At 57.2% G+C, this 17,956-nt stretch carries 15 protein-coding genes; 9 read left to right on the top strand and 6 right to left on the bottom strand.

The window, feature by feature from the left end; genetic code table 11:
• Positions 1-7 precede the first annotated feature (7 nt).
• A complete protein-coding gene (locus KQX66_RS35065) occupies positions 8-1,006 on the top strand; it encodes a zinc-dependent alcohol dehydrogenase (RefSeq protein WP_216798178.1) in 999 nt (332 codons plus the stop codon).
• Positions 1,007-1,108: 102 nt separating this feature from the next.
• Here KQX66_RS35065 and KQX66_RS35060 read toward each other — a convergent pair whose 3' ends face one another.
• The 3 genes from KQX66_RS35060 to KQX66_RS35050 form a co-directional block, all read right to left on the bottom strand.
• Entirely contained in the window at positions 1,109-2,398 is a 1,290-nt protein-coding gene (locus tag KQX66_RS35060; protein WP_216798177.1) for a glycosyl hydrolase family 28-related protein, read from the bottom strand.
• Between the two features lie 201 nt (positions 2,399-2,599).
• Positions 2,600-3,535: an MraY family glycosyltransferase gene (locus KQX66_RS35055; protein WP_216798176.1), complete on the bottom strand. Its 936-nt coding sequence runs from the start codon at positions 3,533-3,535 to the stop codon at positions 2,600-2,602.
• A 164-nt stretch (positions 3,536-3,699) separates the two neighbouring features.
• Positions 3,700-4,614: a DUF2167 domain-containing protein gene (locus tag KQX66_RS35050; protein ID WP_216798175.1), complete on the bottom strand. Its 915-nt coding sequence runs from the start codon at positions 4,612-4,614 to the stop codon at positions 3,700-3,702.
• A 214-nt stretch (positions 4,615-4,828) separates the two neighbouring features.
• On the opposite strand from KQX66_RS35050, the gene KQX66_RS35045 reads away from it, so the two are divergent.
• Positions 4,829-4,975: a DUF4023 domain-containing protein gene (locus KQX66_RS35045; RefSeq protein ID WP_216798174.1), complete on the top strand. Its 147-nt coding sequence runs from the start codon at positions 4,829-4,831 to the stop codon at positions 4,973-4,975.
• A 164-nt stretch (positions 4,976-5,139) separates the two neighbouring features.
• The gene (locus KQX66_RS35040) at positions 5,140-6,756 is read left to right on the top strand and encodes a glycosyl hydrolase family 18 protein (RefSeq protein WP_216798173.1); all 1,617 of its coding nucleotides are present in this window, start codon (positions 5,140-5,142) and stop codon (positions 6,754-6,756) included.
• A 73-nt stretch (positions 6,757-6,829) separates the two neighbouring features.
• Here the strand turns inward: KQX66_RS35040 and KQX66_RS35035 are convergent, their stop codons facing one another.
• The 3 genes from KQX66_RS35035 to KQX66_RS35025 form a co-directional block, all read right to left on the bottom strand.
• Positions 6,830-7,579: a class I SAM-dependent methyltransferase gene (locus tag KQX66_RS35035; RefSeq protein ID WP_216798192.1), complete on the bottom strand. Its 750-nt coding sequence runs from the start codon at positions 7,577-7,579 to the stop codon at positions 6,830-6,832.
• Positions 7,580-7,880: 301 nt separating this feature from the next.
• On the bottom strand, positions 7,881-8,252 hold the full coding sequence (locus tag KQX66_RS35030) for a VOC family protein (protein ID WP_216798172.1): 372 nt from the start codon (positions 8,250-8,252) through the stop codon (positions 7,881-7,883).
• A gap of 101 nt (positions 8,253-8,353) precedes the next feature.
• Positions 8,354-9,037: an RNA polymerase sigma factor gene (locus KQX66_RS35025; protein WP_216798171.1), complete on the bottom strand. Its 684-nt coding sequence runs from the start codon at positions 9,035-9,037 to the stop codon at positions 8,354-8,356.
• Positions 9,038-9,266: 229 nt separating this feature from the next.
• On the opposite strand from KQX66_RS35025, the gene pckA reads away from it, so the two are divergent.
• The 6 genes from pckA to chrA form a co-directional block, all read left to right on the top strand.
• Entirely contained in the window at positions 9,267-10,850 is a 1,584-nt protein-coding gene (gene pckA, locus KQX66_RS35020; protein WP_216798170.1) for a phosphoenolpyruvate carboxykinase (ATP), read from the top strand.
• A gap of 203 nt (positions 10,851-11,053) precedes the next feature.
• Positions 11,054-12,772, top strand: a complete 1,719-nt coding sequence (locus tag KQX66_RS35015; protein ID WP_216798169.1) for an efflux RND transporter periplasmic adaptor subunit — start codon at positions 11,054-11,056, stop codon at positions 12,770-12,772.
• Between the two features lie 22 nt (positions 12,773-12,794).
• Entirely contained in the window at positions 12,795-13,514 is a 720-nt protein-coding gene (locus tag KQX66_RS35010; RefSeq protein WP_284439881.1) for an ABC transporter ATP-binding protein, read from the top strand.
• Positions 13,511-14,689, top strand: coding sequence for an ABC transporter permease (locus KQX66_RS35005; RefSeq protein ID WP_216798168.1), 1,179 nt, complete (start codon positions 13,511-13,513; stop codon positions 14,687-14,689). The genes KQX66_RS35010 and KQX66_RS35005 overlap by 4 nt, the downstream gene beginning before the upstream one ends.
• A 37-nt stretch (positions 14,690-14,726) precedes the next feature.
• Entirely contained in the window at positions 14,727-17,090 is a 2,364-nt protein-coding gene (locus tag KQX66_RS35000; protein ID WP_216798167.1) for a hypothetical protein, read from the top strand.
• A 274-nt stretch (positions 17,091-17,364) separates the two neighbouring features.
• A partial coding sequence (gene chrA, locus KQX66_RS34995; RefSeq protein ID WP_216798190.1) for a chromate efflux transporter occupies positions 17,365-17,956 on the top strand: 592 nt, incomplete at its 3' end.

Here is a 17,956-nt window from a genome sequence, read left to right as displayed (position 1 = left end):
GACCATCATGAGGGCAGTAGTCGCCATCAACGGAGAGGCGGAGGTCAGACAAGTGCCCGAGCCGGTCGTGGAGCCGAATCGAATTCTGGTTCGTACCATATGTTCGGCGATCAGTCCGGGCACCGAGATCGAAATGAAAAAGCGGGCCGGCGCGAGTCCGGTCTCGCTCGGCTACAGCGCGGTCGGCACGGTGCTCCAAACCGGAGAAGGGGTGACGCATGTGCGCCCCGGCGACCGGGTCGCCTGCTACGGGGCTCCGTACGTAAAGCACGCGGAGCTGCTCGCCGTGCCGAAAGCACTTGCCGTTCCGCTTCCGGCCTCCTTGTCGGCCGATGAGGCGGCATTCGTCGGTCTCGGAGCGATCGCGATTCACGGGCTTCGGCAAGCCGAGCTGCAATTCGGAAGCAAAGTAGCCGTGGTCGGGCTGGGCATTCTCGGTCAGCTCACCTGTCAGATTGCGGAAGCGGCGGGATACCGGGTGTACGCGCTGGACTTGCTGGAGGAGCGATGCTCGATGCTCCGGCGTTCGGGGCTCCAAACGGTGTTTGCTTCCTACGAAGAGCTGGAGGCTTCGCTGCGTTCGGATTATTTGGTCGAAGGCGCGGATGCGGTCGTCTTGTGCGCCGGCGGCGGGGGCGCGGAGCTGCTGAACCGGTCGCTGGGCTGGCTGCGGGACCGGGGCCGCATTGTCATCGTAGGGGACATGCATGCGGAGCTGTCCCGGGAGCTTATGTTCGCCAAAGAAGCGGAGCTGCGCATCGCGCGTGCGGGCGGCCCGGGGCGGTACGACGCCGCTTACGAGCAGGATGGCGTCGATTACCCAGTCGGCTTCGTGCGTTGGACGGAAGGGCGCAACATGTACGAATATATCCGCTTGCTTGGCGAGCGGAAGATCGACGTCATGCCGCTCGTTTCCAAAAAGCTTCCGGTGGACCGGGCGGGAGAGGCGTACGAATGGTACCTGCGCACCCCGAAGGAAACGCTTGGCGTGCTGCTTACTTACTGAGCTGAAAACATCGAAGCGGTTGGCATGGCTAAAGCCGGTTACGGATTCTTCCGAAAGAAGAAGCCTGTAGCCGGCTTTGACGTTATTCAGAAGGATTATTGATTATTGAAAGGCCACGCTTTTCCATGCCGCGCCGTTCCAGATTTCGAGCATCCCGGTGGTAATATTAAAATATTGAACTCCGACTCCCATATGTCCATGATTCGGCCTGTCTTCCGTCGATCCCATCGCGTTAAGCGGCTCGAAGCGGATATTATATTTTTGATCTCCGGCTTTGTTCACAATCTTGTATGTCTTGGCACTTAGATGACAATTGATAATGTGCGTTTCTTTGAATACTTCAATGCAGGTCGGGTTAGCTCCCGTATACCCGTCGATGATCGAGTCTTGAATCATCGTGCGATAGCCTCCCGCAGAAACGGCGACCGCATTATCCGAGCATGTAAAGGCGCAGCGGTAAAATCCGTTAAGCGACTGATTGTCCCCGAACTCGATCTTTACTTTGGCCAACCTGCCGGCGACGATGTCGCAATTCCAAAATACGTTTCGGTATCCGGTCTTGATGTGGACTCCGTAATTAGCGGTTGTGCCTCTTTCGATAATGCATTTATCGAACTCGTTGCCGGTGGATTGATTATGGAAAGCATTTTTGCCGTAGCCGGTCAGGGACTCATTCGAATCAAACAAAATCCCTACGTCCCCGGGATCGTTAATCTCACAGCGGTAGAAGGCGTTATTGCCGGCTCCATTGAGCAGGACGATGCCTTGTTTACAGCGTTCAATGTTTACTGACACGAACGTATTGTTTTGGGATGAATCCATTCGTACGGCCGGACCGGCTACATTTTCGATTTGAACGGCTTGAAATAATCGCTCCACGACGACAAAGGCCAATTCCAGTCCGATTGACGCAATCTGATTGCCATTGACGTACAAGCCGGACATTTCTCCGTACCGGTTTCCGTACTCGCTGGTACCTTGGCTTGCAAATTTAAACATGCTAATAGGGGCTGCCGCTTTTATTTCGGAGGCATGTCCTACACCGTAAAAGCTTACATGCAACGGAACATTGATGGTTTTTTCTATTCGATAGATTCCGCCCGGGAAAAAGACGGCTTTGCCGTTTTGACTGGCAAAAGCAAAAGCTTCGTTGATCGCTTTCGAGCTATCGTTCTTCCCGGTGGGATCGGCTCCGAAAGGAGTGTCCGTGACACTTACGAAATTTGTGCTTGGGACATTGAGCGCAGCGGAGCCGTAAACGGCATTCGTAACGGAGTTTCCGTAAACTTTGTCAACGCCGCTTAAAAGACTGGCTCCTGCGGCGCCGACTCCGAGCGTTCCCAGGGAAGCTAGCAGCTTTCTTCTGCTGATTTGTTTGTTGTCGCTATTCATGATCTGACCTCCATTGCTATACAATTCGTATCTATTATACGAATTGCCTTGAAATAGAGATACGTTTAGTATATAAAGAATCGTTAATATTAAGAATATTTAAGATAAAGAGATGATTTTTTACTATAAAAAAACAAGCCTTGCAGCATTATGCGGCAGGCTTGTTTTGCAACTTCTCGTGTGAATAATAATGACGATAGATTAGACCGTAAGCAAAAGTAAAATGATCGAGGTTAAGCTGAAGCACGTATTGATCAAGCAAAGAAACAGCACGACTTGCTTCGGATTCAAGCCGCTGCGCAGCAGCCGGTAATGCGCTTGGCTGGCGTCGGCTTGATAGATCGGCTTGCCGTTCATCATCCGCTTGAACACGACGAACAGGTTGTCGAAGATCGGTACGCCGAGCGCCAGGATCGGAACGAGCAGCGATAGCACGGTCGCGCCTTTGAAAGCCCCGTCCAAAGCGATGACGCCGAGCAAAAAGCCGAACAGCGTCGCTCCTGCGTCACCCATGAACACTTTGGCCGGGGGCTTGTTGTATTTCAAGTAGGCTAGTGCGGCTCCAACCAGGATGATGGCGAGCATCGCCGAATCCGACTGTGCCTTGGCCAGCGCGACAACGAACAGCGTAACCGCCGAAATCGCCGATAGGCCACCCGCCAGACCGTCCATGCCGTCCGTAAAGTTAATGACGGTTGTTACCCCGAAAATCCACATGACCGTCAGAAAAAATTGCAGCCAGACCGGCAGGATGACGTCGCTTCCGGTGAACGGATTGTTGAACCCGTAGAAGACGACGCCGGAGCTGTATACGATGACGGCTGCGGACAGCTGCACGATCAGCTTCGGCCAAGCCGCGAGCTCCTTGCCATGGGTTTTGTACCAGTCGTCCACCATACCGATGACGAGGATCAACAGCGATCCGGCCAGGATGGCGGCGGACTGCTTCCAATCGTCACGAACGAAGCACAGGTAGGTGATCACAAACCCCGCAAAGATGGCAAGTCCGGCCGTCAACGGGATCGGTTCTCTATGTATCTTCCTTTCGTTGTCGACTTTGGGCTTGTCGACAAAATCGATGCGAAACGCCAGGCGGCGCAGCGGGGGGATAAGCAGGAATACGATCGTAAATGACATGAGAAACGCGGCCACGTAAAAAATAAAAATCCCTCCACATTCCGTCAATAATCGAGTGGCTATGATTTTCCATTATACCACACGGCTTATCCGAGACAAAGCGTAGTCATCAGTTTATCAGGATTGCGTCAGGCAGCCTGGGCGTTTGAATCGGTATCGGGCTGCTACGAGCTTGCGTTTTCGTCTTTTGCCGCCGTCTCTTGCGGAGCGGGTTGATCGTTGCGCCGCGAACGGCCCATTCTGGATTTGATCCATGTCCAGACCCCGGCAAGCAGGGCGACGATGATAATCCATCCTTTTTTCAAAAAGAGAGCAATCATGGCGAGCAGGCCGACTTTTTTGGCAACGGCCAGCCCGGCACCGCCCAAAATAAGGCCCGATAGCCCGTATTCCGCTACTTTGTCCTTCGACGCGTCGAAGTCCTCATACCGTTGGCCTTGCTTTGCGGCAATTTTGGGAATGATCTGACTGGCCAGCAGCTCCTGATCTTTCGCGCGATGCGCAGGGTCGGAGATGAGAACGACCGAAATGTAACCCGTCCGGGTCAGCATGCGGACGTTATAGTTCACGAGCGCTTCCTTTTGCGCGTTCTGGGCCGCAATCGACCAGGTAAGGTTATGCGTCTTCTCGTCGTAAAAAGGCTTCACGTCCCAACCGGTCACTTGCAGTTTGTTTTCATCCGGCACCTGCTTGTTCTGTTCTTCCGTTCCTTCCCGGTAGCTCTTGAGAATCGCATCGGCATCCAAATCTTTCTTCTCTTCGTCTTTAATATGGCCGGTATCGATATATTCCAGAATAACTTCCCATTGCTCCTGCTCGTTTACGGGAAATATGCTGCCGATTTCTTTGCCTGACGGAATATCCTTCGAATCCTTCAACAGCTTGCGGGTATCGTCGCCGTTCAGAAAAACGAACGGAGTGCCCAAATCCAAGGTGGCTACCGTCCCGAGGTCGACCTTGGTTCCCCCTTGAATCCAGCGGTAGCTGTTTCCTTTTGCTCCTTCGCCCTCGGCCGACGCTTGTCCGGCGACAAGCCCCAGCGAAAGCAGAAAAATCAAAGCAAGACGTAATGTTTTCAATCCAATCCCTTCCTTTTGTCGGTTCTTTGTTAGGACATACTTTCCTTTTATCGGATCGGTGAGCAATAAATTAATAAATCTAAAAAAAATTTAATAATAAAATATTTATCCGCTATGATTTCGCGCAGGCCCATTTGATCCTCAACCTGACGTTTGCCCCATATTTTTCGGCGGCAAGGGCATAATAGCGTCGACGAAAGGAGGGATAGCACAGATGAGAGATGACTTGACCGGCGGTACGGAAGCCTGGCTGAACAAGCTGCACGAAACACAGGAGAAGGATGAGAAAAACCGGGAGCATCAGGGGAAAGGCCATCCCGGAAAGCAGTTGCCGACTAAGCGGAAAAGCAACCAAGACTGATTCCGTCCTAAAACCCGCCGGAAGGCTTTGCGCTGACGCAGCGTATGGCATGGACATCAGCTTGGTGTCAGGCAGTTATCAGCCGGCTGTCAGCCGGTCCGAGCGCAACCTCCTCTCTCTTTGTGGCGTATAACTTTACGCTATCATAGAGAGGGGAAGAAGGAATGATGAAGAAAATGGCGCTGCTGGCGGCAGGAATGCTGCTGGCGGCTGCGGGAACGGCCTCCGCTTACGAGGCGCAGTTGAAGCCGTTTGCGGATCTGGCGGCCAAGGACTGGTCCGAGGATGCCGTATACTCCCTGTCGGCGCTCGGAGTGATCGAGGGCTACGAAGACCTGACGTACCGCCCGAACGATTCGTTGTCCCGGGAAGCATTCGTCAAGCTGCTCGTGAACGCGGCACGCCAGGATGACGGGAGTGTTCAGGACGAAGCGGGCGCGAGGGTGACGGATGTGCTGGCGGAGCGATGGTCTTATCCTTACATTACCGCGGCATTGAATAAGCAGTGGATCGACTTTATGCCGGATGCGTCGGGGGCGCTTCGTCCGGAACTTGCGGTGAAGCGGGAGGAAGTGGCCGCTGCCATCGGAAAATATTTGTTGAGCCTGGAAACGTCCGATGTCGCGAAGCGCTGGACGGAAGGCGAATGGACGAAGGAGAAGGAGCTGCGGCGCTTTTCCGATCATGGGGCGATAGGTCAAAGCTTAGCGCCTTACGTTTATTTTGCCGTTCGCCAAGGGATCATGGAAGGCGACGCAAACGGGTTTCGTCCCGCCAGCTCTTTGACGCGCAAGGAAGCCGCCGCCACGATATACCGGCTGCTGAACGCCGGACTCGGGCAGCGAAAGCTTGAAGTGACAGGCTTCTATGCGATCCGTTCGTACTCCGCCATCCAGCGGATGCCTCTGCTCGATCGCGTGGCATTCGGCTGGTCCCGTTTATCCTACGAGGGCGCCGGAAGCGCGAAGCTGGATACGAAGTCGACGGAGTACCGGTTTCCGGACGGCTGGCAGGAGCCCGTCGATGCCGCCACTCGGGCGAAGCTCGGCAAGGAGCTGATGATCTTCGCGACCGAGCCGCGCGACCGTGTAAAGGACTTTCTCCGGGATGCTGCGGCGAGGAAAAGCTTCGTCGAATCGCTGAAATCCGTGCTATCCGAATCGGGAGAGGCGTTCACGGGACTTTGCCTCGATCTGGAGGGGCTGAAGGAAGCGGACGCTGCCGCGGACTATGTGGCGTTTTTGCGTGAAGTGAAGGCGGGCCTCGGAAGCAAGATATTAACGGTGGCTGTCCCGCCGACATATTACTATAAAGGGTACGACCTGCACGGAATCGGCGAGGTCGCGGATACCGTCATTTTGATGGCTTACGATTTTACGCATCAAGATTCCGGGCTGCCCTCGGCTCCGCTGCCGCTGGTTAGCGATACGGTGAAGCAAGCGCTCCTCTCCATTCCTAAAGAGAAGCTGGTGCTGGGCATTTCGAAGCAGGCGAATCAATGGGTCACGACGGGAGGGAAGGTGACGCTGGCGCAGCCGGATATCGCGGAGGTGGAGAAGCGGATCGCTTCCCCGGGCATAGCGTTGAACCGCACTTATCCTTATTTTCTGAAGCAAATTGCCTTTCAAGACGAGCGCGGCAGCCATACGATCTATTACGAGGATGCGGACAGCATCGCCAAGAAGTTATGGCTGGCCAAGTATTACGGACTAAAAGGCGTCTCGCTGTGGCATATGGGGAATGTGACCGCAGCCGATTGGGAAACGATAGCGAAACGCTAAGCAAGGCGCAATAAGGCAAAAGGCTGCACGCTTGACGGACAGATCGGGCGGCAGCCTTTTTGGTTGAGCGGGGTTAGAGCCGAGTTGGGGGCCGAACTTCTTTTTGAAGCAGAACGAACGAACAGTGGTGGGGGATCGTCAGCTCCGTCACGTCGCGAAACAGCCCGGCCATTTCTTGGTCGACCTGCCGCCTGCTTTCCGTGTCCAGTTGGGAAAACCAGGAGATGGAACGAACCTTGCCTCTCCAGGCGTCGGGTGTGAAACGCAGCTCGTAGCCGAACTGTCCGCTGTCTTTTTCCTGGAAACCGCCTTCCGCCCATTCGTCGAACCATCGCAAGGGAAACCCGTTGCGCCGCTCCGTGCTTTCCGCCATGGCCCCGGGAGCCTTCAGCTTGCCGTCCGGCATCTGCCTGCGGATCAGCTCGAACGTTGCGCGGGCCGCCTCGCTTTCGGCCGCCAAGATGACCGAATCGACGACGGCCAGAAAGCCGCCCGGCTTAAGCAGCCTCCGCACTTCGGGGACAGACTGCTGCCGGTCGAACCAATGCCATGCGCGGGCGGCCGTAACCAGATCGAACAAGCCGGCAGACAATTCGGTTGCTTCCGCAGGAGCCTGAACATAGACGACGTGGGAGCCGCTGCGATCCGCGATGCGGCGCGCTTCACCGATCATTTCGGCCGTTGGTTCGACGCCGGTCACCGCTGCCCCGCGGCTGGCCAAGAGCCGGGAGAAGCTTCCTGTCCCGGCCCCAAGATCAACCGCCCGTGCACCGGTATTCAAAGCGCCGTGCGCTTCCAGCCAATCGGCCAGCCTCGCAGGCAGCTCGTCGCGGTAACGGGCGTAGTCCTACGAGACGTTTCCGAAATTCACTTGTTCTTTCATTAATATATCGCCTCCTGTAATACAGTATATTTCAATCGGCGATTAAGTAAATTTTCAATATTCGTTCATGGTGAAAAGTTATTTTTATATAATCTCTTCGAGAACCCGAAGTGGAAGGAGCTATTGGAGCGATGCAGGAACAAGAGGTGGAATATATTCGACTCCTTTTTTACCGCAAAAGAGGGATTATCCGTCGCTCCGGATAACCCCTCTTTTTTCGCGCGAAGCAATCCCCTGTGCGCTATTCCGGGAACGTCACGACGCCGATGGCGTTGCCGTCCGGGTCCCATGCGTCGAAGAAGCGCATGCCTCCTGCTCCGTGAATCTCGGATGTGCGGACCTGCTGCTCCGTAAAATAAGCGTACGACGCATCGACATCCGTGGTGTAAAAGTTGAAGGCCATATGCCGCGACTCGGGAAGCTGATCCGTTTGGTACAGGGTGAGTCCCGTTTGCAGCGGACCCGGTTCGTTAAACCGGAAGCCGACATAGCTGCCGTCCGGGCTTTCATAAACGATCCGGAAATTGAACAGGTTCATGTACCATTTTTTCGACCGGGAAATGTCCGTAACCGGGACAAAGACGGTATCGATCCGTTTGATGTGCTTGCTCATCTGAAAAAACCTCCTTTGGATGCGTTGAATTTGGAAGATCGGGTTCCCGTAACAAGAAACGGAATCCGAGGGCAAAACCGTACAAGGTTTCGCGAAAAGGTTCATGTGCTCACCATCAGCTTGTTCCCATCCAGGTCCTCGATGGTAAAGTACAATTTGTCGGGAGCCAGTCTGTGAATGCCGCCGATCCGATAGCCTTGCCGATTCAGCCGCAAATACGCGGTGTAAATCGCCTCGGGGTTTCGCCCCCGAAGTCCGTCGACAAGGGCTTCGAACAGCGTTGCGGGCGGAGCGGCCTGCCGTTCCCCCGACTGCAGTCCGTCCGCTTCCGCAGGCTCCGCCGCGAGCGCTCTCAGCTTGTTCCTTGCCCGGGACCGGGCGGCTTGCACCGCGCCTTCCGTGGAATCGATCATCGCTGCGGTCTCCCGCGCCGTAAAATCGAATACGTCCATCAGCAGCAGAATGACGGTTTGGCTGACGGGAAGCCGGTGAGCCAGCGTTTCCAGCAGCTCGCGGGTCCGGAGCCGGTTGTCTTGAAAGGCGAGCTGCGCCAAATGCGCGTCTGTAAGCGGCACGGCGGGCTGGCGCATCGTTTTGCGCTGCTTGTCGATCCACAGGTTTTTGGCGATGCGGAATAAATACGCTTTGCTGATTGGACGGTCAGGCTGCTCGCGCAGCACTTGCAGCACGCGAATGAGAGCTTCCTGCGCCAGATCTTCGGCTTCCCAATGCGAACCGGTGATTTTCAAACAGTACTTGTTCAAGACGGATTGAATGTGGCGCATAGTACCTCCCCGACAAACCCGCAAATTCGAATTGCTCCACCTAATATTTCTCCAAAAGGAAACAAATACCTTCTTATGAGTTTTTTCTTATAAAATCCTGATTATTGGTTACGTTTGCGGAATTATTAGTATAAACCGTGAACATTATGATCAAATAGTATACAATATATAAATGAATAGTGTACAATAAATGAGAATGACATGAAGACAGAAAGGGTTGGGGCATTACATGAAAACGACGGAGTACAGCTTCGATACGGCGGCGCTTCTTGCCGGGGGGAACGTTCATTATAATTTGCCGGTTCCTGTTTTGGTTCAAGCCGCGTTGAAGCGGCAGGAGGGGGAGCTTGCATCCAGCGGGGCGCTGCGGGCCTTTACCGGAAAATTTACGGGCCGTTCGCCCAAGGATAAATATATCGTGCAGGAGGCTTCCGTCGACGGCCACATCGCTTGGGGAGCCGTCAACCAGCCGATGGCGGAGCAGCACTTCGATCGTTTATTAGCCAAAGCGGCACAATATATGAAGGAACGCGAGCTGTACGTGTTTGACGGCTTCGCCGGTGCGGATGAAGAATACCGGCTGCCGATTCGCGTCGTGAACGAATATGCATGGCACAATCTGTTCGTGCGCCAGCTGTTCATTCGCCCGACGGCGGAGGAATTGAAGGAGCACCGCGCGGAATTTACGGTGATCGCGCTGCCCGGCTTGCAAGCCGACCCTGCCACAGACGGGACGAAATCCGGCACGTTCATCGCCGTTTCGATGGAAAAGCGCATCGTGCTGATCGGCGGCACGGAATATGCGGGCGAGATGAAAAAGTCGATTTTCAGCGTGCTGAACTATTTGTTGCCTTTCCGCGGCGTGTTTCCGATGCACTGCTCGGCCAACGTAGGAGACAAGGGCGACGTGGCGCTGTTCTTCGGACTGTCCGGCACGGGCAAAACGACGCTATCCGCCGACCCGAACCGCCGTTTGATCGGCGACGACGAACATGGCTGGTCGGACCGCGGCGTGTTCAACTTCGAGGGCGGCTGCTACGCCAAGTGCATCGGGTTGACCGAAGAAAAGGAGCCGCAAATTTGGAGTGCGATCCGGTTCGGAGCCGTGCTGGAAAATGTGGTGCTGCGCCCGGACACGCTGGAAGCGGATTACCATGACGGCTCCCGCACGGAAAATACGCGGGCCGCTTACCCGCTTGAATCGATAGCGAACGCGGTGATCCCCGGTACGGCGGGACATCCGGAGACGATCGTCTTCCTGACGGCGGACGCGTTCGGGGTGCTGCCTCCGATTGCGAAGCTGACGAAGGAGCAGGCGATGTATCATTTTCTGTCCGGCTATACGTCCAAGCTGGCCGGGACGGAGCGTGGCGTGACGGAGCCGGAGGCGACGTTCTCCGCTTGCTTCGGGTCGCCGTTCTTGCCGCTGAGTCCGAGCGTCTACGCCGAAATGCTGGGACGCAAGATCGACAAGCACGAATCCCGCGTCTACCTGGTGAACACCGGCTGGTCCGGAGGACCTTACGGGGCAGGCAAGCGGATGAATTTGGGGTACACCCGCGCGATGGTCACGGCGGCCCTGGATGGCACGCTGGAGCAAGCGGAGTTTATTCCGGACCCGGTGTTCGGCGTGCTTGTGCCAAGCCGCGTTCCCGGCGTGCCGGATGAAGTGCTGCAGCCGCGCAGCACGTGGGCGGACAAACAAGCTTACGACGCCAAAGCCCGGGAGCTTGCCGAACGGTTCGTCAGCAACTTCGGGAAGTTTGCGGATGCGCCCGAGGCGGTTCGCGCCGCCGGTCCGCGTCTGAGTTAAAGCTGGATTTTGAATACACCGGCACTAGCCTGCAACAACGATTTTATCGTTGCTGCGGGCTTTTTGGCGTTCCTTATTCGCAGCATCGGGCCGCCGTCTCACTTTAAGTTGGGATTAAGCGACTTTTCACTTTTTTTTTACAAACGGATGCTACATTGAAAGAGGTGATCAATGCTACATCGATTCAGAAAGGAGATACGCGGATGGCGTGGCTGCGTTACAAAAAATGGATCATCGGCGTCCTCGGCCTCTTGGTGGTCGGAGCCGGAACGTACGTGTATTTGCAACAAAAACCGAAAAAGTCGGCCGCCAGCGTACAGGAAAAGACGGTCGAGGTCAAAAAGGGGGAAATCCGGTCAACGGTATCCGGCACTTCCCAGTTTGAGGCAAGAGACATGCAGAACATTATCGCTCCTGCAGACGGAACGATCAAGACGATGAACCTGACCCGGAACCAGCCGGTGAAAAAAGGGGACGTCCTGGTGGAAATCGCCGATCCGGCGCTCGAAACGAACCTGCAGGAGGCGCGAACGAGCCTTCAACAGATGGAAAATGATTTGAACGATCTGCAGACCCAGCAGGGGAATATGCGCATTACCGCTCCGATCAGCGGCAAACTGACGTTGTCCGGCAACCTGGACACGGGCTCGAACACGACCAAATCGAGCCGTATCGGCACAATTGCGGACTTGTCCTCGTTAACGGTAAAGCTGCCGTTTTTGCTGGAGGACGCTTCGCAGCTGAAAAAGGGCGATGCGCTCGATTTGGCTCCCGACGGCTTCCTGTTGACGAAGACAGGGACGATCGCTTCTGTAGGAACTTTAACGAGGTCGGACAGCTCCGGCGCCAAGCTGGTCGATGTCGAAGTAACCGTAGCGAACGACGGGACGTTGGATGCCGGGATGAAAGTGAAAGGGACGGCGACGATTGGCGGACGCAGCGTCGACTCGCAGGAGAAGGCTGCGCTGGATTACATAAAAACCGAGACGGTGTTCGCTGGAGCGAACGGAAGCATCCGCGAACTGAAAGTCAAGTCCGGAAGCCATGTAGACAAAGGCGATCTGATCGCCGTGATCGGCAGCGACACGCTAAGCGGCGATATTTTGAACAAGCAGGCGACGATCGAGCGTCAGAAGGCGACGATTACGAGCCTGGAGGACAAGTTAAACCAATTGACGCTCAAGGCGCCTTTTGACGGGGTATTTTCTACGGATTTTGCCAACAAGAAAACGAATGTGCTGGCGAGCTATCCGGTAGGGGCCAAAGTCGAAGGCACGACCTTGTTCGGAGCGGTGGCCAGCCTCGATTTCATGCAGCTACCCATTCAAGTTGACGAGCTTGATCTTCCGAACGTGAAGAGCGGCATGAAGGCGGAAGTGACCGTCGATTCGCTGCCGGGACGCAAATTCGAAGGAGAAGTGACCCAGGTGTCCACGGTCGGAACGACGACAAACGGGGTGACGTTCTACGACGCGGTCGTGGCTGTCAAAAATACGGGCGACCTGCGCTACGGTATGACGGGAACGGCGAACATTTTGATCCAGGACAAAAAGGACATTCTCGTTCTGCCGATGGAGGCGCTCCAGCAGCAAAAAGGGAAACGGTTCGTTACCGTGGAGCAGCCCGACGGCAAGCGGGAAGAGAAGGAGATCAAGATCGGTATCCGCAGCAAAACGGATGTGGAGATTACCGAAGGCCTCAAGGAAGGCGACAAAGTCGTCGTGCCCGTGCGGCAGCAGCGGCAAAATTTGAGCCAGGCCGAGATCGACAGACTGCGCCAGCAGTTCCAGGGCGGCCAAGGCGGAGGATTTCCGGGCGGCGGCAATTTCCAGTTTGCTCCAGGCGGAGGCGGTGCAGGAGGCACGGGCGGATCAGGAGGCGGGAACCGCTCCAACGGAGGCGGCGGCCAATCCGGCAGATAACGGCGAAAGGAGGAATCCCGGCATGGAACCGATGATTGAGCTGAAGCACATTACGAAGGAATACGAACGGGGCGCGGAAAAGCTGCGCATATTGAACGACCTGTCGCTCACGGTGGAGCGGGGGGACTTCGTCGCCATCGTCGGGCCGAGCGGCTCCGGGAAGTCGACCCTCATGAACACGATCGGCTTGCTGGACGTGCCGACCTCCGGCTCCTACAAGCTGGACGGCGTGGCTACCGAGAAGATGACGGACAACCAGCTCGCAGAGCTGCGGAATAAAAAAATCGGATTTATTTTTCAACAGTTCAATCTGCTTCCCAAGCTTACGGCGCTGGAAAATGTGGAATTGCCCTTGATTTACTCGGGCGTGCCGCCCAAGAAGCGCCGCGAAACGGCGCTCCAGATGCTGGAGCTGCTGGGAATGGGCCAGCGCGGCCATCATAAACCGAGCGAGCTGTCCGGGGGACAGCAGCAGCGGGTAGCGATTGCACGCGCGCTGGCGGTGTTCCCGTCGCTGATGCTGGCCGACGAGCCGACGGGAGCGCTCGATTCCAAGACCGGCAAGGAAGTGCTGGAGCTGATTATCCGGCTCAATGAGCAGGGCAATACCATCGTTCTGATCACGCACGATCTGCATATTGCCGAGAACGCCAAACGCGTGGTGTCGATCCGGGACGGTCTGATCGTCCGTGACGAGAGACTGGCGGAGATTCCGGCCGGAGCGGCGGGTGTGACGGCATGAGAACAACGGAACTGATCACTATGGCGCTGCGGACGGTGCTGTCCAATCCGATGCGCACCATGCTCACCATGCTCGGCGTGATTATCGGCGTCAGCTCGGTCGTCACGCTCGTTGCGATCGGACGGGGCACGTCGGACCAGATCGAGAAGCAGTACGAGAACCTGGGGACGAACATGCTCGTCGTCAACGTGCTGGGAACGGGACGGGCGCAGCAGCTTGATTACAATGATCTGATGCAGCTGGAGCAGTTGCCGGAGTTTTCGTCGATCGCCCCGACGATCAATAAAGCGAACTCCAATATCAAGTACGACCGGACGCAGGAGAAGTTTACGGTGACCGGCACGAACGACCGCTATCTCAGCATTATGAAAGGCCAGCTCGAGACCGGACGCTTTATCGTCGACGCCGATCTTGAATTCCGCAACCCGGTTGCCGTGCTCGGCAGCGAGGTGTCGAAAACGTATTTCGGCACGCTCGACCCGACAGGCGAGCAGATCAACATTGACGGCGTCGTCTTCACGGTGGTCGGCAAGCTGAAAAGCAAGGGCACCGGGGCGGGCGGCACATCGATGGACAATGCGGTTTTCGTCCCGCTCACGACGGCGCAGCGCACTTTCAAGCTCGGCAATATCCGGACGACCTATATCGATACGCCGACGAAGGAAGACATCTACAAAGCACAGGATACGATGAAGCAGTATTTGACCTATAAATTCAAAAGCGACCAAGGCTTCAATCTCATCAATCAGGATGAGCTGATGAACGCGCGGGTCGCCGCATCGAGCACGCTGACGAATCAGCTGATCAGCGTAGCCTGCATCTCGCTGCTGGTCGGCGGCATCGGCATTATGAACATTATGCTGGTGACGGTCAGCGAGCGGACGCGGGAGATCGGCATCCGCAAGTCGATCGGGGCGAAGCGCCGCAACATCCTGATGCAGTTCCTCGTCGAGGCGACGGTCATCAGCGGCATCGGCGGCCTCATCGGGCTGCTGCTCGGCAGCGGTCTGGCGCTTGTCTGGCCGATGTTTAATCCGAACCAGACGACCAAGCTGTCGATGGATATCGGCTTGTATGCGTTCCTGTTCTCCGTGCTCGTCGGCGTCGTGTTCGGCTTGTACCCGGCGAACAAAGCGTCCAAGCTTCGTCCGATCGACGCGCTCCGCTTCGATTAATCTTGGAATCCGGTTTTTACTAAAGGAGGAACAGCTTTTGAAAAGCTTAAACATGTTAACGAAGCCGTCCCGTACGGCCTGGCTCGGAGCGCTGGCGATAAGCGCCGTGTGCCTGTCGGCTTCCCCGCCGGCCGTTTATGCGGGAAAACCGGGCGTTTTTGTAGCGAACGATACTTACTTTACGCTGGAGAACGCATCGCTTGCCGCGGGCGGCGATTCGCCGCTGATGCAGTTCTCGCTGAAGCTTCATAACGGTGGCACCGGCGCGGTCGATTTCAACGGCTACGGCGTCCGGGTAGTCGATGAGGCGGGGAACCGCTATCCGGCGCGCCTGGGTAGCAAGCAAAGCGCCCGCGTCCAGCCGGGCAAGGAGCAGACGTTCGATTTTTACTCCCAGCTTGCGCCGGGCATCAAGGCCGAGGGGTTGAAGGTGGACCTGTACGCCTGGGACGGCAGCGGGGCCGATCAGACGCGCGACATCGGCGCGCTGCCCGTGGCGGACTCGCTCCCTGGAGGAGTATCGACGGCTTCGCAGACCCTCTTGCGGCTCAAAGACGCAGACCCTGCAGCGAAAGAGGATGTATTCCTTACGTTCGTGCAGGGGGACGGCTTCCGTGTCGTCGAGAACGGCAAGCCGTATCTGTATGTGAATCTGTATGTAACCGGCAGCGGCAAAACGGACGCAACGCTTCCGTCAGGCCTTCAATACCGGCTGCTGACATCCGACGGGCGCACGCTTGCCGCCGCTCTTTCCGGTTCTGACAATTCTTCGCTGCTGCCAAATGAAACCGTTCAGCGGACCGTGAAGGCCGAGCTTTCCGAACAGTCCGTCGGGCCGTTGACCTTGCAGTTGGTAACGTCGAATGCGGGCGAGGATAAGGTGCTCGGCAGCCTGCCGCTCGGCGAGCTGCCGCCGGCGGTCAAGCTCGGCAGCGAGAAGCCGCTGGCCCGATACGGAACGGGCAGCGGACTGACGGTCGTCGCCGAGAAAGCGACGGCCATCCGTCAGGAAGACGGCATGCTCTTGCAGTCCAGCGTGACGTTGCGCAATGACAGCGACCGGATGATCGCGGTACCCGCACTGACCGGAGCTTACCAGTTCGGCAAAGACGGCTCCGCAGCGGCTTCGGAAGCCCGTTCCTCGCGCGACGCTTATTTGGCGCCGAAAGCCGCGGTATCGTTCAGCTACACGGCGCTGCTCCCGTCCGGCGTCGAGCCCGATGCAGCGCAGCTTGTGGTCCGTGTGAAGGAGGATGCGGCAGGGACAAGCGCCGGCTCGGGCACGACAGCGTCCGCCAGCGGCGGGAGCGCGTCCTCCGGCGCGAATACGGCCAACAGCGGCGCCGCCGGAAGTGCCGCCAGCGCGGGAACAAGCGCATCCGGCTCAACGTCCGGCACGGCAGCGGGCGGTTCCGCTTCAGGCTCGTCCTCTGCGGGGGGAAGCTCGGGCGGCACCAATGCCGCAAGCGGCACGAGCGGACAGACGAAGACAGGGACGAGCGGAAGCGGCACATCAAGCTCCTCGTCCGGCACGGCATCCGGCTCGAAGACGGACGGACGGCCGGTGATGGTCGTCAGCCTCCAAGGCGCTGCGCAGCAGTACAACCCGACGATGGCGGCCAAAAGCTACGAGTACGGTACGCCGCTGCCTCTTGCGGCAAGCAGCCTGATCGACTCGAAGCTGGACATGTCGCTTGTCGAGCTGCATTTGCACGAAAATACCGATTACGGGTACAAAACGGCCATAGCGAAAGTGAAGTACACGAACCGCGGAAGCTCGGTCCTGACGCTTCCGGACGTCGGCACGGAGCTGCTGAACTCGCAAGGGCTGGCGTTCCCGGGCGTCCGGCAGACGTCCGCGGTTTCCGCCATCATGCCCGGAACGAGCTATGTCGTCGCCTATTCGTTCATGGTGCCGGCAGACGAAAAAGGGGACAATATCGCCTTCCGCGTGACGGACCCGAAAGCGATTGCGCCGGCCAAGCTGGATCTCGGCACGTTCCGCGTCGCCGCGCAGCGGGAAGAGGAGTACGGCAAAATCAGCTTCTACCCGTTCGATGTCAACATCGATGCGAACAATCTGGCGACGACCTACAGCACGTCGACCGGCTATTCGTATCATTTGAATTTGTCGCTAACGATCGAGCAGCGGGAGCCGGTGATCATCGACCAAAACTTTTCGAAAATGGAGTTCGAGCTTGTCGACGGGCTCGGCCGGGTGCTCGGCTCTCAATCCGCCGGCTTCACCGGCACGCAGAAGCTGATTACCGGCACGCAGCGCATTTCGTTCACGAACGTCAAGACGGAGCAGATCGAATCGGGCGTAACGATCCGCGTATACGAAACGATCGATACGCCGAACGGACCGGCCAAACGGATGGTCAGAGAGTTCCAACCGTAAATGGTCCCCTCTGTCAAACAGAGGATCAGCCAAAGAAGGCATCCCCAGCCGTGCTTGCCACAGCCGGAGGATGCCTTCTTTTTCAGCGGTCGAGTCCGCCAATGAGCGGTTTATGAGAAAAATCACAAAAAAATAACTTGAATCGGAGCGGAAAATCTGTTTTGATGAAAAAGTGACTACCAATTATCCCCTGCACTTACAAAAAAGGAGTGTTATCCGCAACATGTCTGCAGGTCCGAAAGATACATCCGCTCCGCTACGGAATGAAGAAGATATGAACTCCGCCGGATCGTCCCGGGCTCACAACGGATTTTTGCGGCTGCTGGAAATCGGCGCCGCTTCCGCAAAGCTAGGGCTGACCTCCTTCGGGGGACCGGTGGCGCATCTCGGTTATTTCCGGGACGAGTATGTGGTCAAGCGCAAGTGGCTGGACGAGCGGGGCTATGCCGATCTGGTCGCCTTGTGCCAGTTTTTGCCCGGGCCGGCCAGCAGTCAGGTCGGTATCGGACTCGGCATCATCCGCTCCGGCTTGCTTGGAGGGGTGGTCGCCTGGCTCGGCTTCACGCTCCCGTCCGCTCTCGCCATGGCTCTGTTCGCGCTCGCGCTGCATGGGACGCCCGTCGCCCAGGCCGGGTGGCTCCACGGGCTGAAGCTTGTCGCCGTCGCCATCGTCGCGCAGGCGGTGCTTGGCATGGGCCGCAGTCTGGCGTCCGACCGGCCCCGTGCCACGCTGGCTGTTGCGGCGGCCGCGTTCGCCCTGCTGGCCCCCAGCGCCGTCACGCAGGTGGCCTTGATCGCCGCCGCCGGCCTGTTCGGGGCCTGGCGGTTCCGCCGGGCGGCGGAGGCGCCGCCCGAGCCCGTTCGCG

This window comes from Paenibacillus oleatilyticus (genome assembly GCF_018998565.1).
Lineage (GTDB): Bacteria > Bacillota > Bacilli > Paenibacillales > NBRC-103111 > Paenibacillus_G > Paenibacillus_G oleatilyticus.
Note: the sequence above shows the minus strand (reverse complement) of the source record. Positions and strands in the feature narration are given on the sequence as shown.